Source organism: Roseibium aggregatum (assembly GCF_017309185.1).
Classification (GTDB): domain Bacteria; phylum Pseudomonadota; class Alphaproteobacteria; order Rhizobiales; family Stappiaceae; genus Roseibium; species Roseibium aggregatum_B.
In genome coordinates this window covers 2,436,451-2,459,067 of the sequence record NZ_JAEKJZ010000001.1, presented here as the reverse complement: position 1 = coordinate 2,459,067, position 22,617 = coordinate 2,436,451, and the positions used below count along the sequence as shown (strand labels likewise).

Sequence of the window (22,617 nt, the reverse complement as noted above, 5' to 3'; positions counted from 1 at the left end):
TTCCATGTCCGAAAGAGTAACCTCTTAGACGGAGTAGTACATGTCGAATTCGACCGGGTGCGGGGTCATTTCGAAACGCTCGACTTCTTCCATCTTCAGTTCGATGTAGGCGTCGATCTGGTCGTCGTCGAACACGCCACCGGCTTTCAGGAATTCGCGGTCTGCGTCGACCGATTCCAGAGCTTCGCGGAGAGAGCCGCAAACGGTCGGGATCTCTGCGAGTTCTTCCGGCGGAAGATCGTAGAGGTTCTTGTCCATCGCGTCGCCCGGGTGCAGCTTGTTCTTGATGCCGTCGAGGCCGGCCATCAGCAGAGCGGAGAAGCAGAGGTACGGGTTCGCGGACGGATCCGGGAAGCGGACTTCAACGCGCTTGGCTTTCGGGGAAGCGGTGAACGGAATACGGCAGGATGCCGAGCGGTTACGCGAAGAGTAGGCCAGGAGAACCGGAGCCTCGTAACCCGGCACCAGACGCTTGTAGGAGTTGGTGGACGGGTTGGTGAAGGCGTTGAGCGCCTTGGCGTGCTTCAGGATACCGCCGATGAAGTACAGGCAGGTCTCGGAAAGGTCGGCATACTGATTGCCGGCGAAGACCGGCTCGCCTTCGTTCCAGATGGACAGGTGGCAGTGCATGCCGGTGCCGTTGTCGCCGAAGACCGGCTTCGGCATGAAGGTCGATGTTTTGCCGTAGGCGTGCGCAACCTGGTGAACGACATACTTGTAAACCTGCATGTGGTCGGCGCAGACCGTCAGCTTGTCGAATTTCATGCCGAGTTCGTGCTGGGCAGCCGCCACTTCGTGGTGGTGCTTTTCGGTCGGTACGCCCATTTCGCCCATCACGGACAGCATTTCGGAGCGGATGTCCTGAGCGCTGTCGACCGGCGGAACCGGGAAGTAGCCGCCCTTGGTGCGCGGACGGTGGCCAAGGTTACCGGTTTCGTACTCGGAACCCATATTGGACGGCAGTTCGGCGCTGTCCAGGATGAAGCCGGTGTTGTACGGGTCGGCGTTGAAGCGGACGTCGTCGAACATGAAGAATTCGGCTTCCGGACCAACGAAGATCGTGTCGCCGAAGCCGCCGGACTTGACGTAGGCTTCCGCTTTCTTCGCGGTCATGCGCGGGTCGCGGTTGTAGCCTTCACCGGTGATCGGGTCGATGATGTCGCAGAAGATCGCCATGGTGGACTGTGCGAAGAACGGGTCCATGTGAGCGGATTCCGGATCCAGGATCAGCATCATGTCGGACTCGTTGATGGCTTTCCAGCCGGCGATGGACGAGCCGTCGAAGGCGACGCCTTCAGCGAACATGTCTTCGTCAACAAGTGCGACATCCATGGTGACGTGCTGCATTTTACCCTTGGGGTCGGTAAAGCGCAGGTCGACGAATTTCACGTCCTTTTCCTGAATTTCCTTCAGGACTTCAGCGGCAGTGGTCATAATGTCCATCCCTTTAGTTTTTCGTGTGAACGGTTGGAGGTGTTCCGGTCCGGTTGAGACTTTTAAGATTGGCTCCGTGAAAAAGGACCGGAAATCGGAAGTACCGGCAGAAGCCGGAATAGGTGGGTCAGATAGCGTCGATGCCGGATTCGCCGGTCCGGATTCTTACAGCTTCCTCGATATTGGATACAAATATCTTGCCGTCGCCAATGCGACCGGTTTGCGCAGCGGAGCGGATCGCTTCAACGGCCTTATCGACCATTTCGTCTCCGAGTACGATCTCGACCTTTACCTTGGGAAGAAAGTCCACGACATATTCGGCGCCACGGTAGAGTTCCGTGTGACCCTTCTGGCGGCCGAAACCCTTGGCCTCGGTCACGGTGATGCCTTGGAGGCCGACCTCCTGCAGAGCTTCTTTGACCTCGTCCAGTTTAAAGGGTTTGATGATCGCTTCGATCTTTTTCATCACCTTGTGTCTCTCTCCACATAACAGGCCGGACCTAAACGGCGGGCCTTTTTTCGGTCGGCTCAGAACAAGCAGCCCGGACACGCCGGGTCAAGGCCGTTGCAGCCTCTTAAAGCATGATATGTGCCAGTCCGGAACAGGAATTGTATTTTTTTGCGGAGTGGAGAATTCCGCCGTCAAAAAGGGCAACCCCCTCCCGGGACCTCTGGGTGAAGCGGGCCGGAAGGTCATGTGTCTGATTAAAAAATATGCACCTAGATCACTATTTGGGCAAAATGAGGCGTTTCGGCCTGTGATGCTTGGGCTCGACAATCATACCGCTTATCGGCAGTGTGCGGAACCGGGACCAATGGAGGCTTATCTGGCATGCGCGAAAACCGGCTTTTTTCCGAGGCAGTCCTGCTTTCGCCGAAAGAAATGGGCGAGTCGGACCGGCTGACCATCGAAGGCGGCGTGCCCGGGATCGAGCTGATGGAAAAAGCAGGGCAAGCGGTTACCCGGGCGGCGGTGTCGATGATTTCGGCAAGGGCGCGAATTGCGGTCCTGTGCGGTCCCGGCAACAATGGTGGCGACGGCTTCATCGCGGCACGCTGCCTCAGGGAGGCCGGCCATCTGGTGGAGGTATTCATCCTGAGGGATCCGGGGGAGCTTAAAGGCGACGCCGCAGAGGCTTTTACCCGGATGGGACTGGCGCACAATCCCGTGGCAGACGGGAGCGGGATCTCGACCGGTCTGTCCAGGGCCCTGGCAACCGCGGACCTGATCGTCGACGCGCTGTTCGGCGCGGGGCTCGACCGGCCATTGGAAGGCGTAGCTCTTCAGCTCGTCAGCGCCGTGAACGCCAGTCCCGCACCGGTGCTGGCGGTTGACCTTCCCTCCGGTCTCAACGGGGCGAGCGGTCAGGTCCTGGGTGGCGCGGTCATGGCCCGGCGCACCGTGACGTTCTTTCGCAAGAAGCCGGGTCATCTTCTCATGCCTGGCAGAGGCCTGTGCGGTGGCATCACGGTTGCCGATATCGGCATCCCCGACGAGGTCCTTTCCAGGATCTCTGCCGCCACATTCGAAAATATGCCCGGTTTGTGGCTGAATCACTGGCCGCGGCCGGAGGTGGACGGGCACAAGTACAGCCGTGGCCATGCAGTGGTTTTCGGCGGTCCGATGGCGGCGACGGGCGCGGCGCGTCTGGGGGCCGGGGCGGCTTTGAGGGCCGGGGCCGGGTTGGTGACACTGGCGGCGCCGCCGGATGCCATGATGGTCAATGCCTGCCATTTGACCGCAGTCATGCTGCAGAAGGTGAGGGACACGGCAGCGATTCCCGATCTTCTTGCCGACCGGCGCCTCAACGCGGTGCTGATTGGGCCCGGATACGGGGTTGGGCAGGGAGCCAGGGAGGCGGTGAAGGCCATTCTTCAGGCCGGGCGGGCGACGGTTCTCGACGCGGATGCGCTGACCAGTTTCGGCGACGACCCGGACATGCTGTTCGAGTGGATCAGGGCGATGTCCGAACCTGTGGTTCTGACGCCGCATGAAGGAGAATTTGCCAGGCTGTTTCCCACCCTTTTGGGCGACAAACTCACCAGAGCCGGTGCGGCTGCGAAGCTTTCCGGCGCGTGCGTCGTCGTGAAAGGGGCCGATACCGTGGTCGCTGCGCCGGACGGGCGGGCGGCTGTCAATTCGAATGCGCCACCCTGGCTGGCCACGGCGGGCTCTGGCGATGTGCTTGCCGGTGTCGTGACGGGTCTTCTCGCGCAGGGCGTTCCGGGGTTCGAGGCGGCTTGTCAGGCGGTCTGGCTTCATGGGGAAGCGGGGAGGGAGGCCGGTGCAGGCCTTACATCCGAAGACCTGGATGCCGCCCTGAAAATCGCAATCCAGGGGCTTGTGGACAAGGCTGGCGAGGCTTGAGTGGCGAGCCGCTTTTTCCTTTGACGGAAAAAATGACGGTGGTATAGAAGCCCCGCTTCAACGCCGGGGCTTTTGACCTCGGGCGGCGCGGATGTGGTGAAATTGGTAGACACGCCAGATTTAGGTTCTGGTGCCGCAAGGCGTGGGGGTTCAAGTCCCTCCATCCGCACCAATTCTTCAAATTGTTTTCTGTAAGGCCACCGGCGGATGACGCCGCGCTGTCAGGCGCGGCGCTCTTGGTTTTGCGAGAGGCTTTCACCCCTCGTTCGTTTAAGACTTGTTTTTGCTGACTGCCGTCAGCGAACCCGGTTTTGAAACTCGTTGTTATAGTGCGACGTGATCTGGGAATAAGTTCCGTTGTCGATAATCTTCTTGAGGCCTTCGTTGAACTTTTCAACATAGGTCATCGTGTGCATCGGGTTGTCTTTGTAAGTCAGGAGGTAGATCCTTTCCGGGACCGTGAAGCTCGCCATCCTGACATTGTCGCGTATGCCCATCGCGTGAGCGGTGGCGACACCGGTGAAGCGGTTCATGATGACATAGTCGACTTCCCCGGCCAGCAGCTTGTCGAAACAGTCCTCGACGCGTTCGGCCCGAACCAGATTGTTCAGCTCAATGCCGTGTTCGAGCATTTCGAAAGTCGACCAGCCTTCCGGACGGCACAGGCGCATCGAAGCCATGTCTTCGAAGGTTTTGTCCTTCAGGTCCGACCGGCCGACTTCATGGAAGAAGCCGAGCGACACGGTTACGATCGGGTCTGACTTTTCGAACTTGCAGTAGATCTGGTAAAGCTCGCGCAGGCGGGAACAGTCTTTCCAGAAATTCATGTCCGGCATGCTCCAGCCGAAGCTCAACTGATATCGGTTGTCGGGAAGCAGTTCTTCAAGTTGCGCTTTCCAGTCGCTCACGTGGTGGATACGGATCTTGTCGCCAAGACCGGCAGCCTCGAAAGCGGCGCGAACGATCAGTGTCACCAAGCCGCCCTGCGGCCAGTCGGAATCGACGTAAGGAGGTTTGTCGTCGCCCGTAACGATGTAAATGGTGCTTGGTTGGAGAGCATCGAAGGGTTGGGTTGTGGGCAGGTTTTCCGCCGTGACATTCTTGACGGGCGCGCTGCTTTCCCATTCGACGCTTGGAAGCGCCGTGACGCTACCCGGGCACGGCGGGATTTTGAGGACTTCGCCAACTGTCAAAACGTTCGGATCTCTGCCGATCACCGCATGGTTGCCGGGATACTCGTAGATCAGATGCCAGTCGGCGTCTCCACCAAAAACCTTTTGCGTTATGACGGACAGGGTGTCGCCGGGAGCAACCGTATATTCCTGAACCTGATCGGTGCAGGTGGCCGCGTTAACCGTTGTGCCGGTCACTAGGCCCAACAGGGAGAGGCCTGTAACCATGCTCAGCGAATAGAAACATTTCATTGCACAGTGACTCCGTTCTTGGATGTTTTGTATTTCGACTATGGGGGTATAATTTCTTTTTTGCGTATCTCTGCTGCCTGTTAAACCTTTGGCGTCGCGGTAAAGACATGATGTTCCAAGTAATTGTCGACCCATTCTTGGGGGACCCCGACGCGACGTCTCAGGGTGCGCCCAGTCTCTCATTCTGCATGTTCCTGCGCGTACAGGTGACGCGCTTTTTCTTCAGGACAGCCGGGCGCCGGTCAGAAGGTTGCGGCCGTCCGAATTTGTTTCAATCCAGAGAAGTACTCGTATCTGGTTGTGAATGAGGGGCTGCAGTCTAACGAGCCAGGCGAAACCCGATCGAGGAGTAGGGGGCTTCCAGGGCCTTGCCCAACCGGAAGTTCATCGAAACCGTGTCCTGGTTCGCTTCCCCAAGCGGCGCGCCACGCACGACGCCAAGCCCGCGATAGCAGCCATTTGTATCCATCTCAGCCGTCCAGCAGTCAGAAGTTCGTTCTTCCGCGTTTCCGACAATGCCCGTCAGGCCATTTATGGTCTCTGCCTCGGATACAGGGACGAGTTCGCCCGTTTTCCTAACGTATGCGGGGTCAAACCGATCTCCCCAGGCGAAATTCCGGGTTTCCTCGGATGCGCCGCGCGCGGCGACCACCCATTCCGCATCGGAAGGCAGACGGTAGGCCGGGGTGTCTTTCGGACGTTGGCTGTTGAGCCATTCGATATATGCCATCGTCTGATCGTAGGTGATCGAGGTGATGGGAAGGTCGGTGTTCGCAGCTGCGAAATAGCCTTCATCGAAGCCTTCGCCAGGGCAAGCACCGGCGGCGACGCATTGAAGCCAATCCGCGCGGGAGACTTCGTGCCGGCCGATCGCGAATGCGCCGATTGTAACCATTCGCTCCGGATCCAGCACGTTGTCTGCCCGCATGAGCGGAACCTGATACGTGCCGGCGGGTATCGAGACCATGTCCGGGAAAGGTGCCGTGGCTTTCGCAGCGTCGGGATTCTGTCCCGCGTTCGCGGTGTTCCGGGGCAACTGGGGTGAGGCCGCGGTTACGGTCTTTGTGGGGGCGACATCCGAATTTTCGCCGGCTTGCGTTTTTACCGCTTGTGCAGTCGTTTCGGCGGGTTCGACCGCTTTAGGAGACGGTCCTCGCCCGACCATCGCCGCCTTCAGCGCTTCGCGTGCCTTGTTGATTTCCTCGCGGTTTGTCTCGGCCAGGTTTTGCGTGGTTCGGCTAGCGGTCGCGGCAGCGCTCGTCTCCGAGCCTTCGCCTGACTCCTGAAAATAACCGCCGAAACCGGAGAAATAGAGGACGCCGCCAAGAGCCGTTGTTACGAGAAGCGCAGTAAAGACAGCGATCCACCTGAACGAAACCGCGCGGGTCGCGCTTTCTTCCCCGGCATCCGGCGCATCCTGTCGCCTGAACACCTCGGGTATCGTCTGGATTTCGTCGTCGTCGTTGTGCCACTTGATCGCGGGCTTTCGAGCCTTGTCCCAGGTTTTGGCGGGGGAGCCCGTTTCTTCGCTTGCGGATACAGGGAGATCGTTGGCCTCCCGTTGAAGCCAGCTATTGGCATCCTTTGGCGTTCCAGGGGCTGACTCACGTGGCGGGAAATCTGAACCGTCCCGGTTAATGTAATCCGTTGCGGATGGAATACTCATTTTACAAACACCATCGCTATTCACATGCCGACAATACTGTAACGTTTCTCAGCAAGTTCCCTTAGGTTGAAACGGCATACTTGCTTCACGTTGCCTTCACGTTTGGCGTGTCTCTAAGGCTTTAGACGGGGGGAGTCAATTTTGGCCATTAGAGGGTTAGTATTGCTCAGGTAGTCGTCGTTAAAGAGGACAATTTTTAGTATGTTTCTGCGCGAAATGATTGCGGGGAGCGTTCGGCTTCTGCGACAGGCCATCGATATCATTGACTCGCTGCCTTAGAGAAAATTCTTTCTTGCGCGCAGTGAACTCAGAGCGTTTAACATGCTGAAAAAATTGCGCTAACTGCCTGTGAACGCGTTGTCGCAGCCAAGAGGCGTGTCCTCCCGATCCTTCGTTTGGTTGTTCAACGGAAGGATCCGTGTGTTGGCGAGAGGTTGTGTCGGGAATGCGCGTTTACCATGTTTTGATTTAATTTGATGATCGAAAAATATTTTCCGCTTACGTAAGCGCTAGGTTGTCTTGAAAGCGCTACAGACCCGTTTCGTTTGCTGGGTTTGAGGACAAATGAAGCGGCAGTTTGCGCGCAAAATTTCTGCTCGTGGCCCAAATCAGTCCCTCACAGCTCTCTGTTCCGGCGCGTTCTACCGCACGGCCATGCGTCCCTTCCGGTCTGTTGTTTAGCGCTGGAAAAAAACATGTGCCACGGGCAAGTCTGATTATGTGTTTCCTGTGGTCCTGTCAGCAGGCTGTACGGAGGTGGTAGGGCACCCACCGCCGGTCTTGCATTCGGTTCGGCGAACCGTTTGTGCCCGCGGCCCGCATTGAATGAGGGATCGGGGGCGCAATCACTCGAAAGAAGCGCGTCAATTTCCCAGGCTATTCCTTCTCTGCCCTTGACTCGTATCGGCCCAAGCAGTATCGCGCTTTCATCGTGCGTCCCGGGTATCGCTCGGGGCGATGCAACGCTTTTCTGAACGCTCCTGGAAAAAGGGGAGTGCAGGCGATGCGGCTTACGGGATTTTTAAAAACAAAACCTCCGGGGCGGAACGACGCTTTGGATCGAGGACGACAAAACCCATGCAGGTAACAGAAACCCTTTCCGAGGGCCTCAAGCGAGAGCTGAAAATCGACATTCCGGCCGGCGACCTTGCCGCCAAGCTCGATAACTACATGGCCGACATGAAATCCAAGGCGAACATCAAGGGCTTCCGTCCGGGCAAGGTTCCGGTCGCGCACCTGAAAAAGATGTATGGTCGCCAGGCCATGGCCGAGATCCTGTCCAACACGATCCAGGAAACCACGCAGAAGGCCGTTGAGGAGCGCTCCGAGCGCCCGGCTCTGACGCCGGAAATCGATCTGCCGGAAGAAGACGCGGAAAAGATCCTGGCGGGCGACGCCGACCTGTCGTTCAAAATGACCTACGACGTCCTCCCGGACTTCGAGATCGTCGATTTCGCGGGCATCGAAATCGAGCGCCCGGTTGTCGAGATCGCCGAATCGGAAGTCGACGAACAGGTCGCGCAGATCGCCAAGAACAATACTCCGTTCGAGCCCAAGGAAGGGTCCGCCGCGGACGGCGACCGCGTGACCATGTCCTATCTCGGCAAGATCGACGGTGAGCCTTTCGAGGGCGGTGCCGACGAGAACGGCATGCTCGTTCTTGGTTCCGGCCAGTTCATTCCGGGCTTCGAAGAGCAGTTGATCGGCGTCAAGGCCGGCGACGAGAAGGTCGTCGAGCTTTCCTTCCCGGAAGACTATCCGGCTGAACATCTGGCTGGAAAACCGGCAACCTTCGATGTGGTCGTCAAGGAAGTTGCGGCTCCGGGCGAAGCTACGATCGACGATGAATTCGCCAAGGGTCTCGGTTTGGAGTCTCTCGACAAGCTGAAGGAAATCGTTCGCGGTCAGATCGAAGGCCAGTTCGGCCAGATGACCCGGCAGCGGGTCAAGCGCCAGCTTCTCGACAAGCTTGACGAACATTACTCCTTCGATCTGCCGGAAAAGCTGCTTGAATCGGAGTTCAAGATCGTCTGGCAGCAGGTCGAAGAGGACATGAAGCGCAACGAAAAGACCTTCGAGGACGAGGAAACGACGGAAGAAGAGGCGAAGGCGGATTACCGCAAGATCGCTGAACGCCGCGTTCGCCTTGGCCTGGTTCTGTCTGAAATCGGCGAGAAAAACGACATCCAGGTGACCGAAGAGGAGCTTCAGCGCGCGCTTTACGACCGCGTCCGCCAGTTCCCGGGTCAGGAACAGCAGGTGTTTGAGTTCTACAAAAGCAACCAGCAGGCGCTCGCTTCCCTGCGTGCGCCGATCTACGAGGAAAAGGTCGTCGATTTCATGCTGGAACTGGCCAAGGTGACCGACAAAACGGTAACCAAGGAAGAGCTTGAGAAGCTTGTGGAAGAAGATGAGGACGACGCATAAGCGCTGTCCAGGAAATCAACAGATACGGCATGGGTCTTAACTTTGCCTTCATGCCGTATCAGTCATGACTTTGCGTAGCGGGCGACATCTCATATATACGGGATGTCGCTTTTTTCGAGTCAGGCCCCTGATCGATGCGCTTCAAGGGCCTGTTTCCTGCCCGGCCTGGCTCCGGGCATCATCTCAAGCTTATGGATGAGGTATGAAGGATCCTGTCGATATTTACATGAACACTCTCGTGCCGATGGTTGTCGAACAGACGAACCGGGGCGAGCGGGCCTTCGATATCTTCTCGCGCCTGCTCAAGGAGCGCATCATCTTCCTGACCGGACCGGTCGAGGATCACATGGCAACGCTGGTCAGCGCGCAGCTTCTCTATCTGGAAGCGGAGAACCCGAGCAAAGAGATCGCAATCTATATCAATTCCCCGGGCGGTCTCGTGACCTCGGGTCTGGCGATCTACGATACGATGCAGTTCATCCGGCCGGCGGTATCGACGCTCTGCATCGGCCAGGCTGCCTCGATGGGATCCCTGCTGCTGGCTGCCGGCGAGAAGGACATGCGCTTCATTTTGCCGAACGCGCGGGTCATGGTGCACCAGCCGTCCGGCGGCTTCCGCGGTCAGGCCGCCGATATCATGCTTCATGCACAGGAAATTCTGGCAATGAAGCGCCGGCTGAATGAAATCTATGTGAAGCATACGGGCCGAAGCCTCGATCAGGTCGAGGACGCGCTGGAGCGCGATAACTTCATGACCGCTGAAAAGGCCAAGGAATTCGGTATCGTCGACAATGTGATCACGGATCGGGCCACTCTCGGCGGCGAGAACGAGGAATAGGCGGAACACCCGGTCTTAAGGATAGAATGAATTTTCGTCCCCAGGTCCGCAGAAACCCCAATTGTTGCGGTGTTTTCATCTTCGCCTTAAACCTATATTGATTTTTAATGGCGAAGCATGGTGACATCTCCGGATTGAAGCGGTGCTTCGCCGGCGTCACTTCACAACCGGATCGGGCCCGCAAGGGCCGCAACCGGTCTGATAAGGGGGAAGGCCCCATAAACGCGAGGTTGACTACATGACAAAGGCCAGCGGCAGCGATTCCAAGAATACGCTCTACTGTTCCTTCTGCGGCAAGAGCCAGCACGAGGTTCGTAAGCTGATCGCCGGCCCGACTGTTTTCATTTGCGATGAATGTGTCGAGCTGTGCATGGATATCATCCGCGAGGAGAACAAGTCCTCGCTGGTGAAGTCTCGGGACGGAATACCGACCCCTCAGGAAATTCGCGACGTTCTGGATGACTATGTCATCGGCCAGGGCAGCGCGAAGAAGGTTCTGTCGGTTGCCGTTCATAACCATTACAAGCGCCTCAATCACGCATCGAAGAACAACGATGTGGAACTGGCGAAATCCAACATACTCCTGGTCGGTCCGACCGGTTGCGGCAAAACGCTTCTGGCGCAAACCCTGGCCCGCATTCTGGACGTGCCCTTCACCATGGCGGATGCCACGACGCTGACCGAAGCCGGTTACGTCGGGGAGGACGTTGAAAACATCATCCTCAAACTGCTTCAGTCCGCCGACTACAACGTCGAGCGCGCGCAGCGCGGCATCGTCTACATCGACGAGGTCGACAAGATCAGCCGCAAGGCGGACAATCCGTCGATCACACGCGATGTGTCCGGTGAGGGCGTGCAGCAGGCTCTGCTGAAGATCATGGAAGGCACGGTCGCTTCGGTGCCGCCGCAGGGCGGGCGCAAGCATCCGCAGCAGGAATTCCTTCAGGTGGACACGACCAACATCCTGTTCATCTGCGGTGGTGCGTTTGCCGGTCTCGACAAGATCATTTCCGATCGCGGCACTCAGACTTCCATCGGCTTCCAGGCCAAGGTTCATGCTCCGGAAGACCGCCGGATCGGAGAGCTTTTCGCGGAGCTGGAGCCCGAAGACCTGCTGAAGTTCGGTCTCATTCCGGAGTTCGTCGGCCGCCTTCCGGTGATCGCGACGCTTGAGGATCTGGACGAGGACGCGCTTGTTACCATTTTGACGGAGCCGAAAAACGCTCTTGTCAAACAGTACCAGCGACTGTTCGAGATGGAGCAGGTCGAGCTTTCCTTCCATGACGAGGCTCTCAAGGCGATTGCCCGCAAGGCCATCGAACGCAAGACCGGCGCACGCGGACTGCGGTCCATTCTGGAAGCCATTCTGCTCGACACCATGTACGAACTGCCCGGTTTGAAGGGTGTCAAGGAAGTGGTGATCTCGCCGGAAGTCGTCAAAGGCGAGGCGCGTCCGCTCTACATCTATGAAGACCGCGAAGAGACGTCCGCCACCAGCGCGTGACGGTTGCGTTTCGGCGCTTCGAGACAAGGATGAATGCCGCTCTCGTGGGCGGCATTTTCTTTTCGGACCAGTCGATACCGGCTGTTTGCCGTTTTCCACCATTGCTTGGGTTCGTCAACAGGCAACAGGCTGCAAGAGTGCGGCATTGCCTTGACACCGGGGTGTCCGGTGTCCACCTAATAGCTCTAACGAACGGCTCGTGCGAATTGAGGTCCGCCCAACCGGGGGGCCTCGATCTGGCCTGAGGGGCGCCAAACCTCAAAGCCGTTTTCCAGTGTTCCGGTTGCTTTTTTCGAGTAGGGCCGGAACACGCTGAGAAAGGATAAAAAATGAGCGACACAGAAATCCGCGCCGCAGATCCGGACAGCACCGCTGTCTATCCCGTTCTTCCCTTGCGCGATATTGTCGTTTTTCCGCACATGATCGTGCCGCTTTTTGTCGGCCGCGAGAAGTCCATCAAGGCGCTGGAAGAGGTGATGACCACCGACAAGCACATTCTCCTGGCGACCCAGGTGAATGCGGCCGACGACGATCCGAATCCGGATCAGATCTACAGCGTCGGGACGCTTGCAACCGTGCTCCAGCTCCTGAAGCTTCCGGACAACACCGTGAAGGTCCTTGTGGAAGGAGGCGCGCGCGCTCAAATCGGCGAATACACCGGCCGTGACGACTATTTCGAGGCCTCTGCGACCGTGCTTCCTGAGCGCGACGGCGAGAACATCGAGGTCGAGGCGCTTGCCCGGTCGGTCGTGTCCGAGTTCGAGAACTATGTGAAGCTGAACAAGAAGGTTTCTCCAGAAGTCCTCGGCGCGGTCAACCAGATCGACGACTATTCCAAACTCGCCGACACGATTGCCTCGCATCTGGCGATCAAGATTCCGGAGAAGCAGGAAATCCTGGGTGTCGTTTCCGTCGCCGAGCGTCTCGAACGCGTTCTCGGCATGATGGAAAGCGAAATTTCCGTCCTGCAGGTCGAGAAGCGTATCCGTTCGCGCGTCAAGCGGCAGATGGAGAAGACCCAGCGCGAGTACTATCTGAACGAGCAGATGAAGGCCATTCAGAAGGAACTTGGTGACAGTGAGGACGGTCGCGACGAGATCGCGGAACTCGAAGACAAGATCAAGAAGACCAAGCTGTCCAAAGAGGCGCGCGAGCGCGCTGCGGCGGAGATCAAGAAGCTCAAGCAGATGAGCCCGATGTCGGCGGAAGCCACGGTCGTGCGCAACTATCTGGACTGGCTGATCGGTATCCCGTGGAGCAAGAAGTCGAAGGTCAAGCACGACCTCGCCTTCGCCGAGAAGGTTCTCGATACCGACCACTACGGTCTCGACAAGGTCAAGGAGCGGATCGTCGAATACCTGGCCGTTCAGAGCCGGGCGAACAAGCTGCGCGGACCGATCCTTTGTCTGGTCGGCCCTCCCGGGGTCGGCAAGACCTCGCTTGGCAAGTCGATCGCGAAGGCGACGGGGCGCGAATTCGTGCGCATGTCTCTTGGCGGTGTGCGCGACGAAGCGGAGATCCGCGGTCACCGGCGGACCTATATCGGCTCTATGCCGGGCAAGGTCATCCAGTCGATGAAAAAGGCGAAAAAGTCCAACCCGCTGTTCCTGCTCGACGAGATCGACAAGATGGGCATGGATTTCCGGGGCGATCCGTCTTCGGCGCTGCTTGAGGTGCTGGATCCGGAACAGAACTCCGCCTTCATGGACCATTATCTTGAGGTCGAATACGACCTTTCCGATGTGATGTTCGTGACCACGGCCAACACGCTCAACATTCCGGGTCCCTTGATGGACCGAATGGAAGTGATCCGCATTGCCGGCTACACGGAAGAGGAGAAGGTGGAAATCTGCCGCCGCCACCTCATTCCCAAGGCGGAAAAGGACCACGGTCTGCGCGAGGGCGAGTTCACGATCGAGGACGACGCGCTGCATTTCATCGTCCGCCGCTATACCCGCGAGGCGGGGGTGCGGAACCTTGAACGCGAAATGGCGACCCTTGCCCGTAAGGCGGTCAAGGACATCCTCATGAGCGAGAAGGAGAGCATCACGGTCACTCCGGAAGTGGTCGAGGAGTATCTCGGCGTTCCCCGCTATCGCTACGGCGAAGCGGAACTTGAGGATCAGGTCGGTGTTGTCACCGGGCTGGCGTGGACGGAAGTGGGCGGCGAGTTGCTGACCATCGAAGGCGTCATGATGCCTGGCAAGGGCAAGATGACCGTGACCGGTAACCTCAAGGACGTCATGAAGGAGTCGATCTCTGCAGCCGCTTCCTATGTGCGTTCGCGTTCCGTCGATTTCGGTATCGAACCGCCGCTCTTCGACAAGAGGGACATTCACGTGCACGTGCCGGAAGGTGCGACACCGAAGGATGGTCCGTCGGCCGGCATCGCCATGGCGACGGCTGTCATCTCGACACTTACCGGGATACCGGTGCGCCGAGATGTGGCCATGACCGGGGAGATTACACTGCGGGGCCGGGTGCTGCCGATCGGCGGTCTGAAAGAAAAACTGCTTGCGGCCCTGAGGGGCGGTATCAAGCTGGTGATGATCCCGGAAGACAACGCGAAGGACCTGGCGGATATTCCCGATTCGGTGAAAAACGCGCTCGAGATCATTCCGGTTTCCGGCATGGACGAGGTTCTGAAACATGCTCTGACTCGTTTGCCGGAGCCCATCGAATGGACTGAACCCGCTGCGGAAGCTACAGCCGGAGCGGGTGACAAGGACGAAGATACAGCGGGTCTTTTCGCTCACTGAGGCCCTCTTCGCACCGCAAAAAACGTCAAGCCCCGGGTCAACCGGGGCTTTTCTTTTGAAAAACCGTTAAAAATGGCGGTTTTCTGCGAAAAAACCACTTGCGTTTCGAGTCAAATCACACGAATTTCGCGCAACGGCGCTGACAGGAATCGTCGGCAATCTGCCGTTTCTTAGAAAGGTATCTGCTATGAACAAGAACGATCTGATCGCAGCTGTCGCAGAAAAGACCGGCCTGACCAAGGCGCAGGCGGGCGAAGCAGTTGACGCAACTTTCGACGCAGTCACGGAAACGCTGAAAGGCGGCGATGAGGTTCGCATCATCGGTTTCGGTAACTTCACGGTTTCCGAGCGTGCGGCAACTGAAGGCCGTAACCCGCGGACCGGCGACACGATCCAGATTCCGGCTTCTAAGACGCCGAAATTCAAGGCCGGCAAAGGCCTGAAGGATGCCGTGAACTCCTAAGCGTTCACGAACGTCTTTCTGAAACCCCGTGCCCGGTTCGCCGGGGGCGGGGTTTTTTCTGGCCCCAGGTCCAACGAGTGAGCGGCAAGGCGCCTGCGACGACAGAGTTCCTGGCTCCTGCGACCCCGGTGGCCACGCGACCGTCCACAGGCCCGGTTCGGGATCTGAATTTCTTCCATTTAACTCTTGCCAAGCGTCAGGGGACCACCTAAAAGGCGGGTCACCTCGTTGAGGGCGATTAGCTCAGTTGGTAGAGCGCTTCGTTTACACCGAAGATGTCGGGAGTTCGAGTCTCTCATCGCCCACCATTCCTCCTTGAAAACCGGTCCGAACCTTTGAGTTTCTGGAGACTTTCCAGAGCGGCGTCTCTGAGAAATTCAACGGGTCGTGCACCTTTTGCGGCTGGTTTCTGACTTGTGCAAGCCCTGCATGCGTCAAGGTTGCCGTTAGGCTGATATCCGCAATAGAAATGGCAAGAAAGAACAGGGCACGAAAGCACCGCCCTGACAGAGTTCGTGCATAAGCAGTAAACGGCGGGAACGTCCCGCCGTTTGCTTTCCGTTGCCTTAGTCCTTGATCGTGGCTCCGGATTTTTCCGGAATGACCAGGGACAGGAGGATGGCGCTCACGCCGCTCAAGGTGATGGGCGTTGCGAAGACCTTCTGGATAATGTCCGGCAATTGTTTGATCGCGTCCGGCACGAGGGTTACTCCGAGACCGAGACCGAAGGAAATCGCCATGATGTAGATCTTGCGATGGTCGATTTCCTGGGAGGCCAGAATACGGATACCCGCCACGGCGATCGAGCCGAACAGAACCAGTGTGGCGCCTCCCAGAACCGACTTCGGCAGAAGGATGAAGACCCCTCCGATGATCGGAAAGAATCCGAGGATCACGAGGATGCCGGCAATGTAGTAGCCAACGTGGCGGCTGGCCACTCCGGTCATCTGGATCACGCCGTTGTTCTGGCTGAAAGTGGTGTTCGGGAAGGTGTTGAAAATGGCCGCGATGCCCGAGTTGACGCCGTCGGCCAGAACCCCGCCCTTGATGCGTTTGAGATAGGTTGGTCCCGAAACCGGTTCTCCTGAAATGACCGAGTTGGCGGTCAGGTCTCCTGTGGTTTCAATCGCCGTGATCAAATAGACGAAGGCGATTGGAACAAACAGGGTCAGATCGAACGAGAAACCGTATTTGAACGGCATGGGAAGCGCGAACAGCGGTTGCGATCCCAGGCCGGAGAAGTTCACCTTGCCAAAAGCCGTCGCCACGATCAGGCCGGCTATCAGGCCCAGCATGATGGCTGAAATGCGCAGCATCGGGTTTTTCTGAAAGCTGAAGAAGACGATGACGACAACCACAAGGAGGCCAAGGCCGAGATTCGCCGGTGAGCCGAACTCATCCCCGGCGCCGAATCCTCCGGCGAAGTCGGTGAAGCCGACCTTCACGAGGCTGAGGCCGATCACCGTGATAACGATGCCGGTAACGGTCGGCGTGATGATGCGGTCCATCTTGTCGATGAACTGGCTCAGGATCACCTCGACCAGGCAGCCGACCAGGCAAAGGCCGAAAATCATTGCCAGCATGTCTTCAGGCGTGCCCCCTTGCGCCTTGACCCCGAAACCTGCGGCCAGGATCACGCCAAGAAACGCGAAACTCGTTCCTTGAAGGCTCAAAAGACCGGAGCCGACCGGACCGATCCGCCGGCATTGGATGAAGGTTGCGACCCCGGAGACAAACATGGCCATCGCAATGAGATAAGGGACGTGTTCGCCGAGGCCGAGCGCTCCGCCGATGACAAGCGTCGGTGTTACGATGCCGACGATACTGGCCAGTATATGTTGAAAGGCCGCCAGAAATGCGGGGGCCGGGGGAGGAGTGTCGGTCAAACGATAAATGAGATGCGGTCTTTCCTGTTCGGTCGTATCTGTCATTCTGGTCCCCTTGGTTTTGGTTTGTTGACCGCCTCCTCCAAACGGCCAAGCCATCAGTAGAACTGCTGTGGTTGTAATTTGCAATCACGTTTTCGCCGCATTTCCTTCAGCGTATAGAGAACAAGCAAAGCCCGGGTTCATTGATATTCCCGGGGCGATACGGCCCCGTTCATGCAGACGGGGCTGAAAGCGGTTGCAGTTGAGGGTTGAGCGTGCCGAAGAACGGCGTGTGCCGTCAAACGGAGCGTTTTCGGATTTTTCGACACGCGGCGAATCCGTTTGTTTTGTGAAATCTGCGCCTTGTTTTCCACACGGAGGATTCCGGCAAATGGCGGGGAGTGCCGGAAATCCAAGGCTTTCGCAAAAACGACATATTTCCTGCAAGAGGGCGCTTGACTTCCCCACCCAGCCGCCGTACATCAGCGCCACTTCACGGCGACAGAGCGTTGCCGGACGAAGCGGGTGTAGCTCAGTTGGTTAGAGTGCCGGCCTGTCACGCCGGAGGTCGCGGGTTCGAGCCCCGTCACTCGCGCCACTTCCCATTAAATAGGTACAACCTGTTTTCGGGAAGGGCGCAAATACCGTGAATGTGCGGGTGTAGCTCAGTTGGTTAGAGTGCCGGCCTGTCACGCCGGAGGTCGCGGGTTCGAGCCCCGTCACTCGCGCCACTCACGGTCTTTCTGCATCAGGTACTTACCCTGATTTACTCATCCTAAATCGAAGATAGCGTAAGCTCCAGGGCGTGTATGCTTCAGGTGGCCGCACGTGCGGGCTACCTTTGTGTTCCCGAACGGAATGCGAAGCCTTGCCGCAGCTTGTTCATTTAACTGGACTTTTGAACGTATGTGAGGTCTTTTTCGAATCTCGGCTTCCGGTGAATACCGGTAGGCTGCGGCAAAATCGGCTGAAGCAGATTCAAAGTTTTTGCTGTGGTGCAAAATGGCCGGAACAAAAGGGTTTGCCGGGGGAGGAGAGGCAAATCGCGGCAGGTGTCGCAAGAGTTTGACCTGGACAGGGTCTTGCGTTGCACCAAGTCGTAAGTTAAGCGTGCGCTCGCATGTTGGTTTCAGTCAGCCAACGGGCTGCGCGCGACCTGGGGGTTTCATTAGGCATCAGGGACCGCAAGCCCTGGCAAGGGCCGTACCCGGCCCACCTCCATATGCAAGGACGCGAAAGACATGGAAGAATTGTTGCGGGAATATATCCCGATCGTCGTGTTCATCGGCATTGCGCTGGTGATCGGTCTTGCTCTTTTGATTTCCCCCTTCCTGCTGGCCTACAAGAACCCGGATCCGGAAAAGCTTTCCGCCTACGAGTGCGGCTTCAACGCGTTTGACGACGCGCGCATGAAGTTCGACGTACGCTTCTACCTGGTTTCGATTCTGTTCATCATCTTCGACCTCGAGGTCGCTTTCCTGTTTCCGTGGGCAACGGTGTTTGGCGATCTGGGCTGGTACGGGTTCTGGTCCATGATGGTATTCCTCGGCGTCCTGACAGTTGGCTTTATCTACGAATGGAAGAAGGGAGCGCTGGAATGGGATTGACCACACCCGAGCCGCTCGTCGCACCGCAGCCGAAAGGCGTCATCGACCCGAACACAGGCAACCCTGTCGGCGCGGACGACGCGTTCTTCCTGGAAGTCAACAATGAGCTTGCCGACAAGGGCTTTCTCGTCACCTCCACGGACAATCTGATCCAATGGGCACGGACCGGATCCCTGATGTGGATGACGTTCGGTCTTGCGTGTTGCGCCGTTGAGATGATGCAGATGTCGATGCCGCGTTACGACGCGGAGCGGTTCGGTTTCGCACCGCGGGCATCGCCGCGCCAGTCCGACGTGATGATCGTCGCCGGAACGCTGACCAATAAGATGGCTCCGGCTCTGCGCAAGGTTTACGACCAGATGCCGGAACCGCGTTACGTGATTTCCATGGGCTCCTGCGCAAATGGCGGTGGCTATTATCACTATTCCTATTCGGTGGTGCGCGGCTGCGACCGGGTCGTGCCGGTCGATATCTACGTACCTGGCTGCCCGCCGACCGCAGAGGCGCTTCTTTACGGCGTGCTGATGCTGCAGAAGAAGATCCGCCGGACGGGAACGATCGAACGGTAGCGCACTTGCCGGGTTCTTCGACGGATCTAGAACATACGGGTGCGACCGGCACCGCTTGAACGGGCTCCTGTGGAGTGAGGTAGAACACGATGGACGAGACTTTGAAGGAACTTGCCGAGCATATCGAGCTTGGCCTGGCAGAGTCGCTTGTGTCCTGGAAAGCCGAGTATGGAGAGCTGACGCTGACCGTTGTCGCGACCGACATACTCGACGTTGTCCGTTTCCTGCGCGACAACAGCTCGTGCAAGTTTGTCAACTTGACGGACATCTGCGGCGTAGACTATCCGAGCCGAGAAAAGAGGTTCGATGTCGTCTACCATTTCCTGTCGCCCGTGCAGAACCAGCGTATACGGGTAAAGGTCTCCACCGACGAATCCACTCCTGTTGCTTCACTGACGCCGCTCTTTCCGGGAGCGGAGTGGTTCGAGCGCGAGGCCTATGACATGTACGGGATCCTGTTTTCCGGTCATCCGGACCTGCGGCGGATCCTGACCGACTACGGGTTCGACGGCCACCCGTTGCGCAAGGATTTCCCGGTGACGGGCTTCGTGGAGGTGCGCTACGACGACGAGAAGAAGCGCGTCGTCTACGAGCCGGTAAGGCTGAACCAGGAAATGCGGTCGTTCGATTTTCTTTCGCCCTGGGAGGGCACGGATTACGTGCTGCCGGGCGATGAAAAAGCAACGACGAACTGAGGCGGGACGAGAATGAGCGATCGGTTGTCCGGCGGATGTCTTTGCGGTTCGGTCCGTTTCTCTGCCCGTCCTGAAAACGGCGAGATGGCCGTGTGCCATTGCAGCATGTGCCGCCACTGGTCCGGTGGCGCCTTCATGGCGGTCAGCTGCGGTACGATGGACAGCATCGAGGTCAAGGGAGAGGACACTCTGGGTGTCTACAAGTCCTCCGATTACGGCGAACGCGTGTTTTGCGCCAAATGCGGTTCCAATCTGATGTGGCGCATGGCCGACGGCTCGCACACCAGTGTCGCCGCCCAGGCCTTTGACGACCCGTCAGCCTTCAAATTCACGACGGAAATCTTCGTCGACGAACAGCCGGCCAATTACGCCTTTGCGAATGACACCCGCAAAATGACCGGCCCGGAAGTCTTTGCGTTATTCGCACAACAGCAGGACCCTCAACATGGCTGAGGCTCAGGTTCGTAACTTCAACATCAACTTCGGCCCGCAGCATCCGGCGGCCCATGGCGTGCTGCGTCTTGTGCTGGAGCTCGACGGCGAAGTGGTGACCCGCGTCGATCCGCATATCGGTCTTCTGCACCGTGGCACCGAAAAGCTGATCGAGCAGAAAACCTACCTTCAGGCCGTCCCCTATTTCGATCGTCTCGACTACGTGGCGCCGATGAACCAGGAGCATGCTTTCGCGCTCGCGGTGGAACGCCTGCTGGACATCGAGGTGCCGAAACGCGGCCAGCTTGTCCGTGTGTTGTTTTCCGAGATCGGTCGTCTGTTGTCGCATCTTCTGAACGTGACGACGCAGGCGATGGATGTCGGCGCCCTGACGCCGCCGCTTTGGGGCTTCGAGCCGCGCGAAGAGCTCATGGTCTTCTATGAGCGCGCTTGCGGTGCCCGCATGCATGCGGCCTACGTCCGTCCGGGTGGCGTTCACCAGGACCTGCCGCGCGCGCTCCTGGACGATATCTGGGACTTCTGCGATCCGTTCCTTCAAACACTCGACGATATCGAGGGTCTTTTGACCGACAACCGGATCTTCAAGCAACGCAACGTCGATATCGGCGTCGTCGATCTGGACGATGCCTGGGCCTGGGGATTCTCCGGGGTGATGGTGCGGGGCTCGGGGGCTGCCTGGGATCTGCGCAAGTCACAGCCCTACGAATGCTATTCGGAACTCGATTTCGACATTCCGGTCGGCAAGAACGGCGACTGCTACGACCGCTATCTGATCCGCATGGAAGAGATGCGCCAGTCGGTCCGGCTGATGAAGCAGTGCCTGGAAAAGCTGACGGTCGAAACCGGTCCGGTTTCCTCCACCGACGGCAAGATCGTGCCGCCGAAGAGGGGCCAGATGAAGCAGTCGATGGAAGCGTTGATCCATCACTTCAAGCTTTACACAGAAGGATATCACGTGCCGGCCGGCGAGGTTTACGCCGCCGTCGAGGCGCCAAAGGGCGAGTTCGGCGTCTATCTTGTTTCAGACGGTACCAACAAGCCGTACCGTTGCAAGATCAAGGCACCGGGATATGCCCACCTTCAGGCCATGGATTTCCTGTGCAAGGGCCATTTGCTCGCCGACGTTTCGGCGGTGCTGGGTTCCATGGACATCGTGTTCGGCGAGGTCGACCGCTGATGCGGTTCGCCGGCCAAAGATTTTCGACCCTGGCAGCCGCCCGTACGGCTCCGGTCAGTGTGATAGAACGGGGATAACACCATGGCAGTTCGCCGACTTGCCGCGGAACAACCAGAAAGCTTCGAGTTCACGGAGAAAAATCTCTCCTGGGCTAAGAAGCTGATCGACCGCTATCCGGCCGGCCGCCAGGCCTCTGCGGTAATACCGCTGTTGTGGCGCGCTCAGGAACAGAACGACGGCTGGGTGAGCGAACCGGCGATCCGCTATATAGCGGACCTGCTCGACATGCCGAACATCCGTGTTCTGGAGGTGGCGACCTTCTACACGATGTTCCAGCTTCAGCCGGTCGGCAAGAAGGCGCATATCCAGGTTTGCGGCACGACGCCGTGCCAGCTTCGCGGCTCGGAAGACCTGATCAGGATCTGCAAAACGCGCATTGCCAAGCACATGCACGAGATTTCCGAGGACGGCATGTTCTCCTGGGAAGAGGTTGAGTGCCTCGGGGCTTGCGTGAATGCGCCGATGGTCCAGATCTTCAAGGACACCTACGAGGATCTTACCGAGGAGAGCTTCAACAAGCTCATCGACGATATCGCCGAGGGCAAGGAAGTGACCCCGGGTCCTCAAAACGGCCGCCGGTTTGCCATGGCCGAAGGTGGGCAGACCAGTCTGACGGAGATCGACGACGACACCAAGGGCGGCCTTCCTGTGCCCCATCTGGTCGAAGGGGCAGAAAAGGCGTCGCACGCCTTCGCCGGTGCGCCGATCAATGCGGACGGAAACGATTTCGACGGTGTTCCGACACCCGCCGAAGATGCGGTGGCCAAGGTGAGGGCCGAATTTTCCGCGAAAGCGGAGAAAAAGGCCGAAGCGCCGGCGGCGCCCAAGGCTGAACCCAAAAAGGCCGAAGCCAAACCTGCCGAAGAAGGCAAGTCTGATACCGGAAAGAAGCCGACGACGAGCGAAGCGCGCGCTGAAAACAAGGCCAAACCCGTGGCGGAGGACCGCCCGGAAGTTGAGGTGGCCCGTGCCGCCGATACCAGCGAGGGCGGCGACGACGACGAGAAAGAACCGGAGCTTCTCAAGGAAGCGCGCGGCGGCAAGCCGGACGATCTGAAAAAACTGAAGGGCGTGGGTCCGAAGCTGGAAGCAACGCTCCACGAACTCGGTTTCTTTCACTTCGATCAGGTCGCAGGCTGGGGGCCGCAGGAGATTGCCTGGGTCGACAGCCGGCTGAAGTTCAAAGGCCGTATCGAGCGCGACGGCTGGGTCGAACAGGCCAAGGTCCTCGCATCCGGCGAGGAAACAGAATTTTCCAAGCGTGTGGAAGCCGGCGAAGTGGCTTCCTCCAAGAGCGAAGACTAG

At 58.3% G+C, this 22,617-nt stretch carries 17 protein-coding genes and 4 tRNA genes; 16 read left to right on the top strand and 5 right to left on the bottom strand.

Annotation, left to right across the window (positions count from 1 at the left end; translation table 11 throughout):
* Window positions 1–24 precede the first annotated feature (24 nt).
* Window positions 25–1,434, bottom strand: coding sequence for a type I glutamate--ammonia ligase (gene glnA, locus JF539_RS10685; protein ID WP_209017089.1), 1,410 nt, complete (start codon window positions 1,432–1,434; stop codon window positions 25–27).
* 127 nt (window positions 1,435–1,561) lie between these two features.
* Window positions 1,562–1,900 (bottom strand): P-II family nitrogen regulator, encoded by a 339-nt coding sequence (locus tag JF539_RS10680; RefSeq protein WP_207140370.1) that lies wholly within the window; start codon window positions 1,898–1,900, stop codon window positions 1,562–1,564.
* Window positions 1,901–2,266: 366 nt separating this feature from the next.
* Here JF539_RS10680 and JF539_RS10675 point away from each other — a divergent pair, with 366 nt between their 5' ends.
* Both JF539_RS10675 and JF539_RS10670 read left to right on the top strand, forming a co-directional pair.
* Entirely contained in the window at window positions 2,267–3,802 is a 1,536-nt protein-coding gene (locus JF539_RS10675; protein WP_207140369.1) for an NAD(P)H-hydrate dehydratase, read from the top strand.
* Between the two features lie 87 nt (window positions 3,803–3,889).
* Window positions 3,890–3,974, top strand: a tRNA-Leu gene (locus JF539_RS10670).
* A 124-nt stretch (window positions 3,975–4,098) separates the two neighbouring features.
* On the opposite strand, the gene JF539_RS10665 is transcribed toward JF539_RS10670, so the two are convergent.
* Both JF539_RS10665 and JF539_RS10660 read right to left on the bottom strand, forming a co-directional pair.
* On the bottom strand, window positions 4,099–5,226 hold the full coding sequence (locus JF539_RS10665) for a transporter substrate-binding domain-containing protein (RefSeq protein WP_207140368.1): 1,128 nt from the start codon (window positions 5,224–5,226) through the stop codon (window positions 4,099–4,101).
* Window positions 5,227–5,545: 319 nt separating this feature from the next.
* Complete coding sequence (locus JF539_RS10660; protein ID WP_207140367.1) at window positions 5,546–6,892, bottom strand: formylglycine-generating enzyme family protein; 1,347 nt, start codon at window positions 6,890–6,892, stop codon at window positions 5,546–5,548.
* Window positions 6,893–7,969: 1,077 nt separating this feature from the next.
* On the opposite strand from JF539_RS10660, the gene tig reads away from it, so the two are divergent.
* From tig to JF539_RS10630, 6 genes are all read left to right on the top strand, one after another.
* A complete protein-coding gene (gene tig / locus JF539_RS10655) occupies window positions 7,970–9,319 on the top strand; it encodes a trigger factor (protein ID WP_207140364.1) in 1,350 nt (449 codons plus the stop codon).
* A gap of 202 nt (window positions 9,320–9,521) precedes the next feature.
* Window positions 9,522–10,157 (top strand): ATP-dependent Clp protease proteolytic subunit, encoded by a 636-nt coding sequence (locus JF539_RS10650; RefSeq protein WP_207140362.1) that lies wholly within the window; start codon window positions 9,522–9,524, stop codon window positions 10,155–10,157.
* 238 nt (window positions 10,158–10,395) lie between these two features.
* Window positions 10,396–11,661 carry an ATP-dependent Clp protease ATP-binding subunit ClpX gene (gene clpX / locus JF539_RS10645; protein ID WP_207140360.1) on the top strand — a complete coding sequence of 422 codons (1,266 nt, stop codon included), beginning with the start codon at window positions 10,396–10,398 and terminating at the stop codon, window positions 11,659–11,661.
* 329 nt (window positions 11,662–11,990) lie between these two features.
* Window positions 11,991–14,420, top strand: a complete 2,430-nt coding sequence (lon, locus tag JF539_RS10640) for an endopeptidase La (protein ID WP_207140358.1) — start codon at window positions 11,991–11,993, stop codon at window positions 14,418–14,420.
* A 187-nt stretch (window positions 14,421–14,607) separates the two neighbouring features.
* Window positions 14,608–14,883, top strand: coding sequence for an HU family DNA-binding protein (locus JF539_RS10635; RefSeq protein WP_207140356.1), 276 nt, complete (start codon window positions 14,608–14,610; stop codon window positions 14,881–14,883).
* A 232-nt stretch (window positions 14,884–15,115) separates the two neighbouring features.
* Window positions 15,116–15,191, top strand: a tRNA-Val gene (locus JF539_RS10630).
* Window positions 15,192–15,449: 258 nt separating this feature from the next.
* Here JF539_RS10630 and JF539_RS10625 read toward each other — a convergent pair.
* Window positions 15,450–16,814: a nucleobase:cation symporter-2 family protein gene (locus JF539_RS10625; protein WP_207140354.1), complete on the bottom strand. Its 1,365-nt coding sequence runs from the start codon at window positions 16,812–16,814 to the stop codon at window positions 15,450–15,452.
* 458 nt (window positions 16,815–17,272) lie between these two features.
* Here JF539_RS10625 and JF539_RS10620 point away from each other — a divergent pair.
* The 8 genes from JF539_RS10620 (at window position 17,273) to JF539_RS10585 (ending at window position 22,617) form a co-directional block, all read left to right on the top strand.
* Window positions 17,273–17,349, top strand: a tRNA-Asp gene (locus JF539_RS10620).
* Between the two features lie 56 nt (window positions 17,350–17,405).
* A tRNA-Asp gene (locus JF539_RS10615) sits at window positions 17,406–17,482 on the top strand.
* Window positions 17,483–17,992: 510 nt separating this feature from the next.
* Complete coding sequence (locus JF539_RS10610) at window positions 17,993–18,358, top strand: NADH-quinone oxidoreductase subunit A (RefSeq protein ID WP_207140352.1); 366 nt, start codon at window positions 17,993–17,995, stop codon at window positions 18,356–18,358.
* A complete protein-coding gene (locus tag JF539_RS10605; RefSeq protein WP_207140350.1) occupies window positions 18,349–18,927 on the top strand; it encodes a NuoB/complex I 20 kDa subunit family protein in 579 nt (192 codons plus the stop codon). Before JF539_RS10610 ends, JF539_RS10605 begins: the two co-directional genes overlap by 10 nt.
* Window positions 18,928–19,016: 89 nt before the next feature.
* Window positions 19,017–19,622: an NADH-quinone oxidoreductase subunit C gene (locus JF539_RS10600; RefSeq protein WP_207140348.1), complete on the top strand. Its 606-nt coding sequence runs from the start codon at window positions 19,017–19,019 to the stop codon at window positions 19,620–19,622.
* A 12-nt stretch (window positions 19,623–19,634) separates the two neighbouring features.
* Window positions 19,635–20,075 (top strand): GFA family protein, encoded by a 441-nt coding sequence (locus JF539_RS10595; protein WP_207140346.1) that lies wholly within the window; start codon window positions 19,635–19,637, stop codon window positions 20,073–20,075.
* Window positions 20,068–21,252 (top strand): NADH-quinone oxidoreductase subunit D, encoded by a 1,185-nt coding sequence (locus JF539_RS10590; RefSeq protein WP_207140344.1) that lies wholly within the window; start codon window positions 20,068–20,070, stop codon window positions 21,250–21,252. Before JF539_RS10595 ends, JF539_RS10590 begins: the two co-directional genes overlap by 8 nt.
* An 81-nt stretch (window positions 21,253–21,333) precedes the next feature.
* Complete coding sequence (locus JF539_RS10585) at window positions 21,334–22,617, top strand: NADH-quinone oxidoreductase subunit E (RefSeq protein WP_207140342.1); 1,284 nt, start codon at window positions 21,334–21,336, stop codon at window positions 22,615–22,617.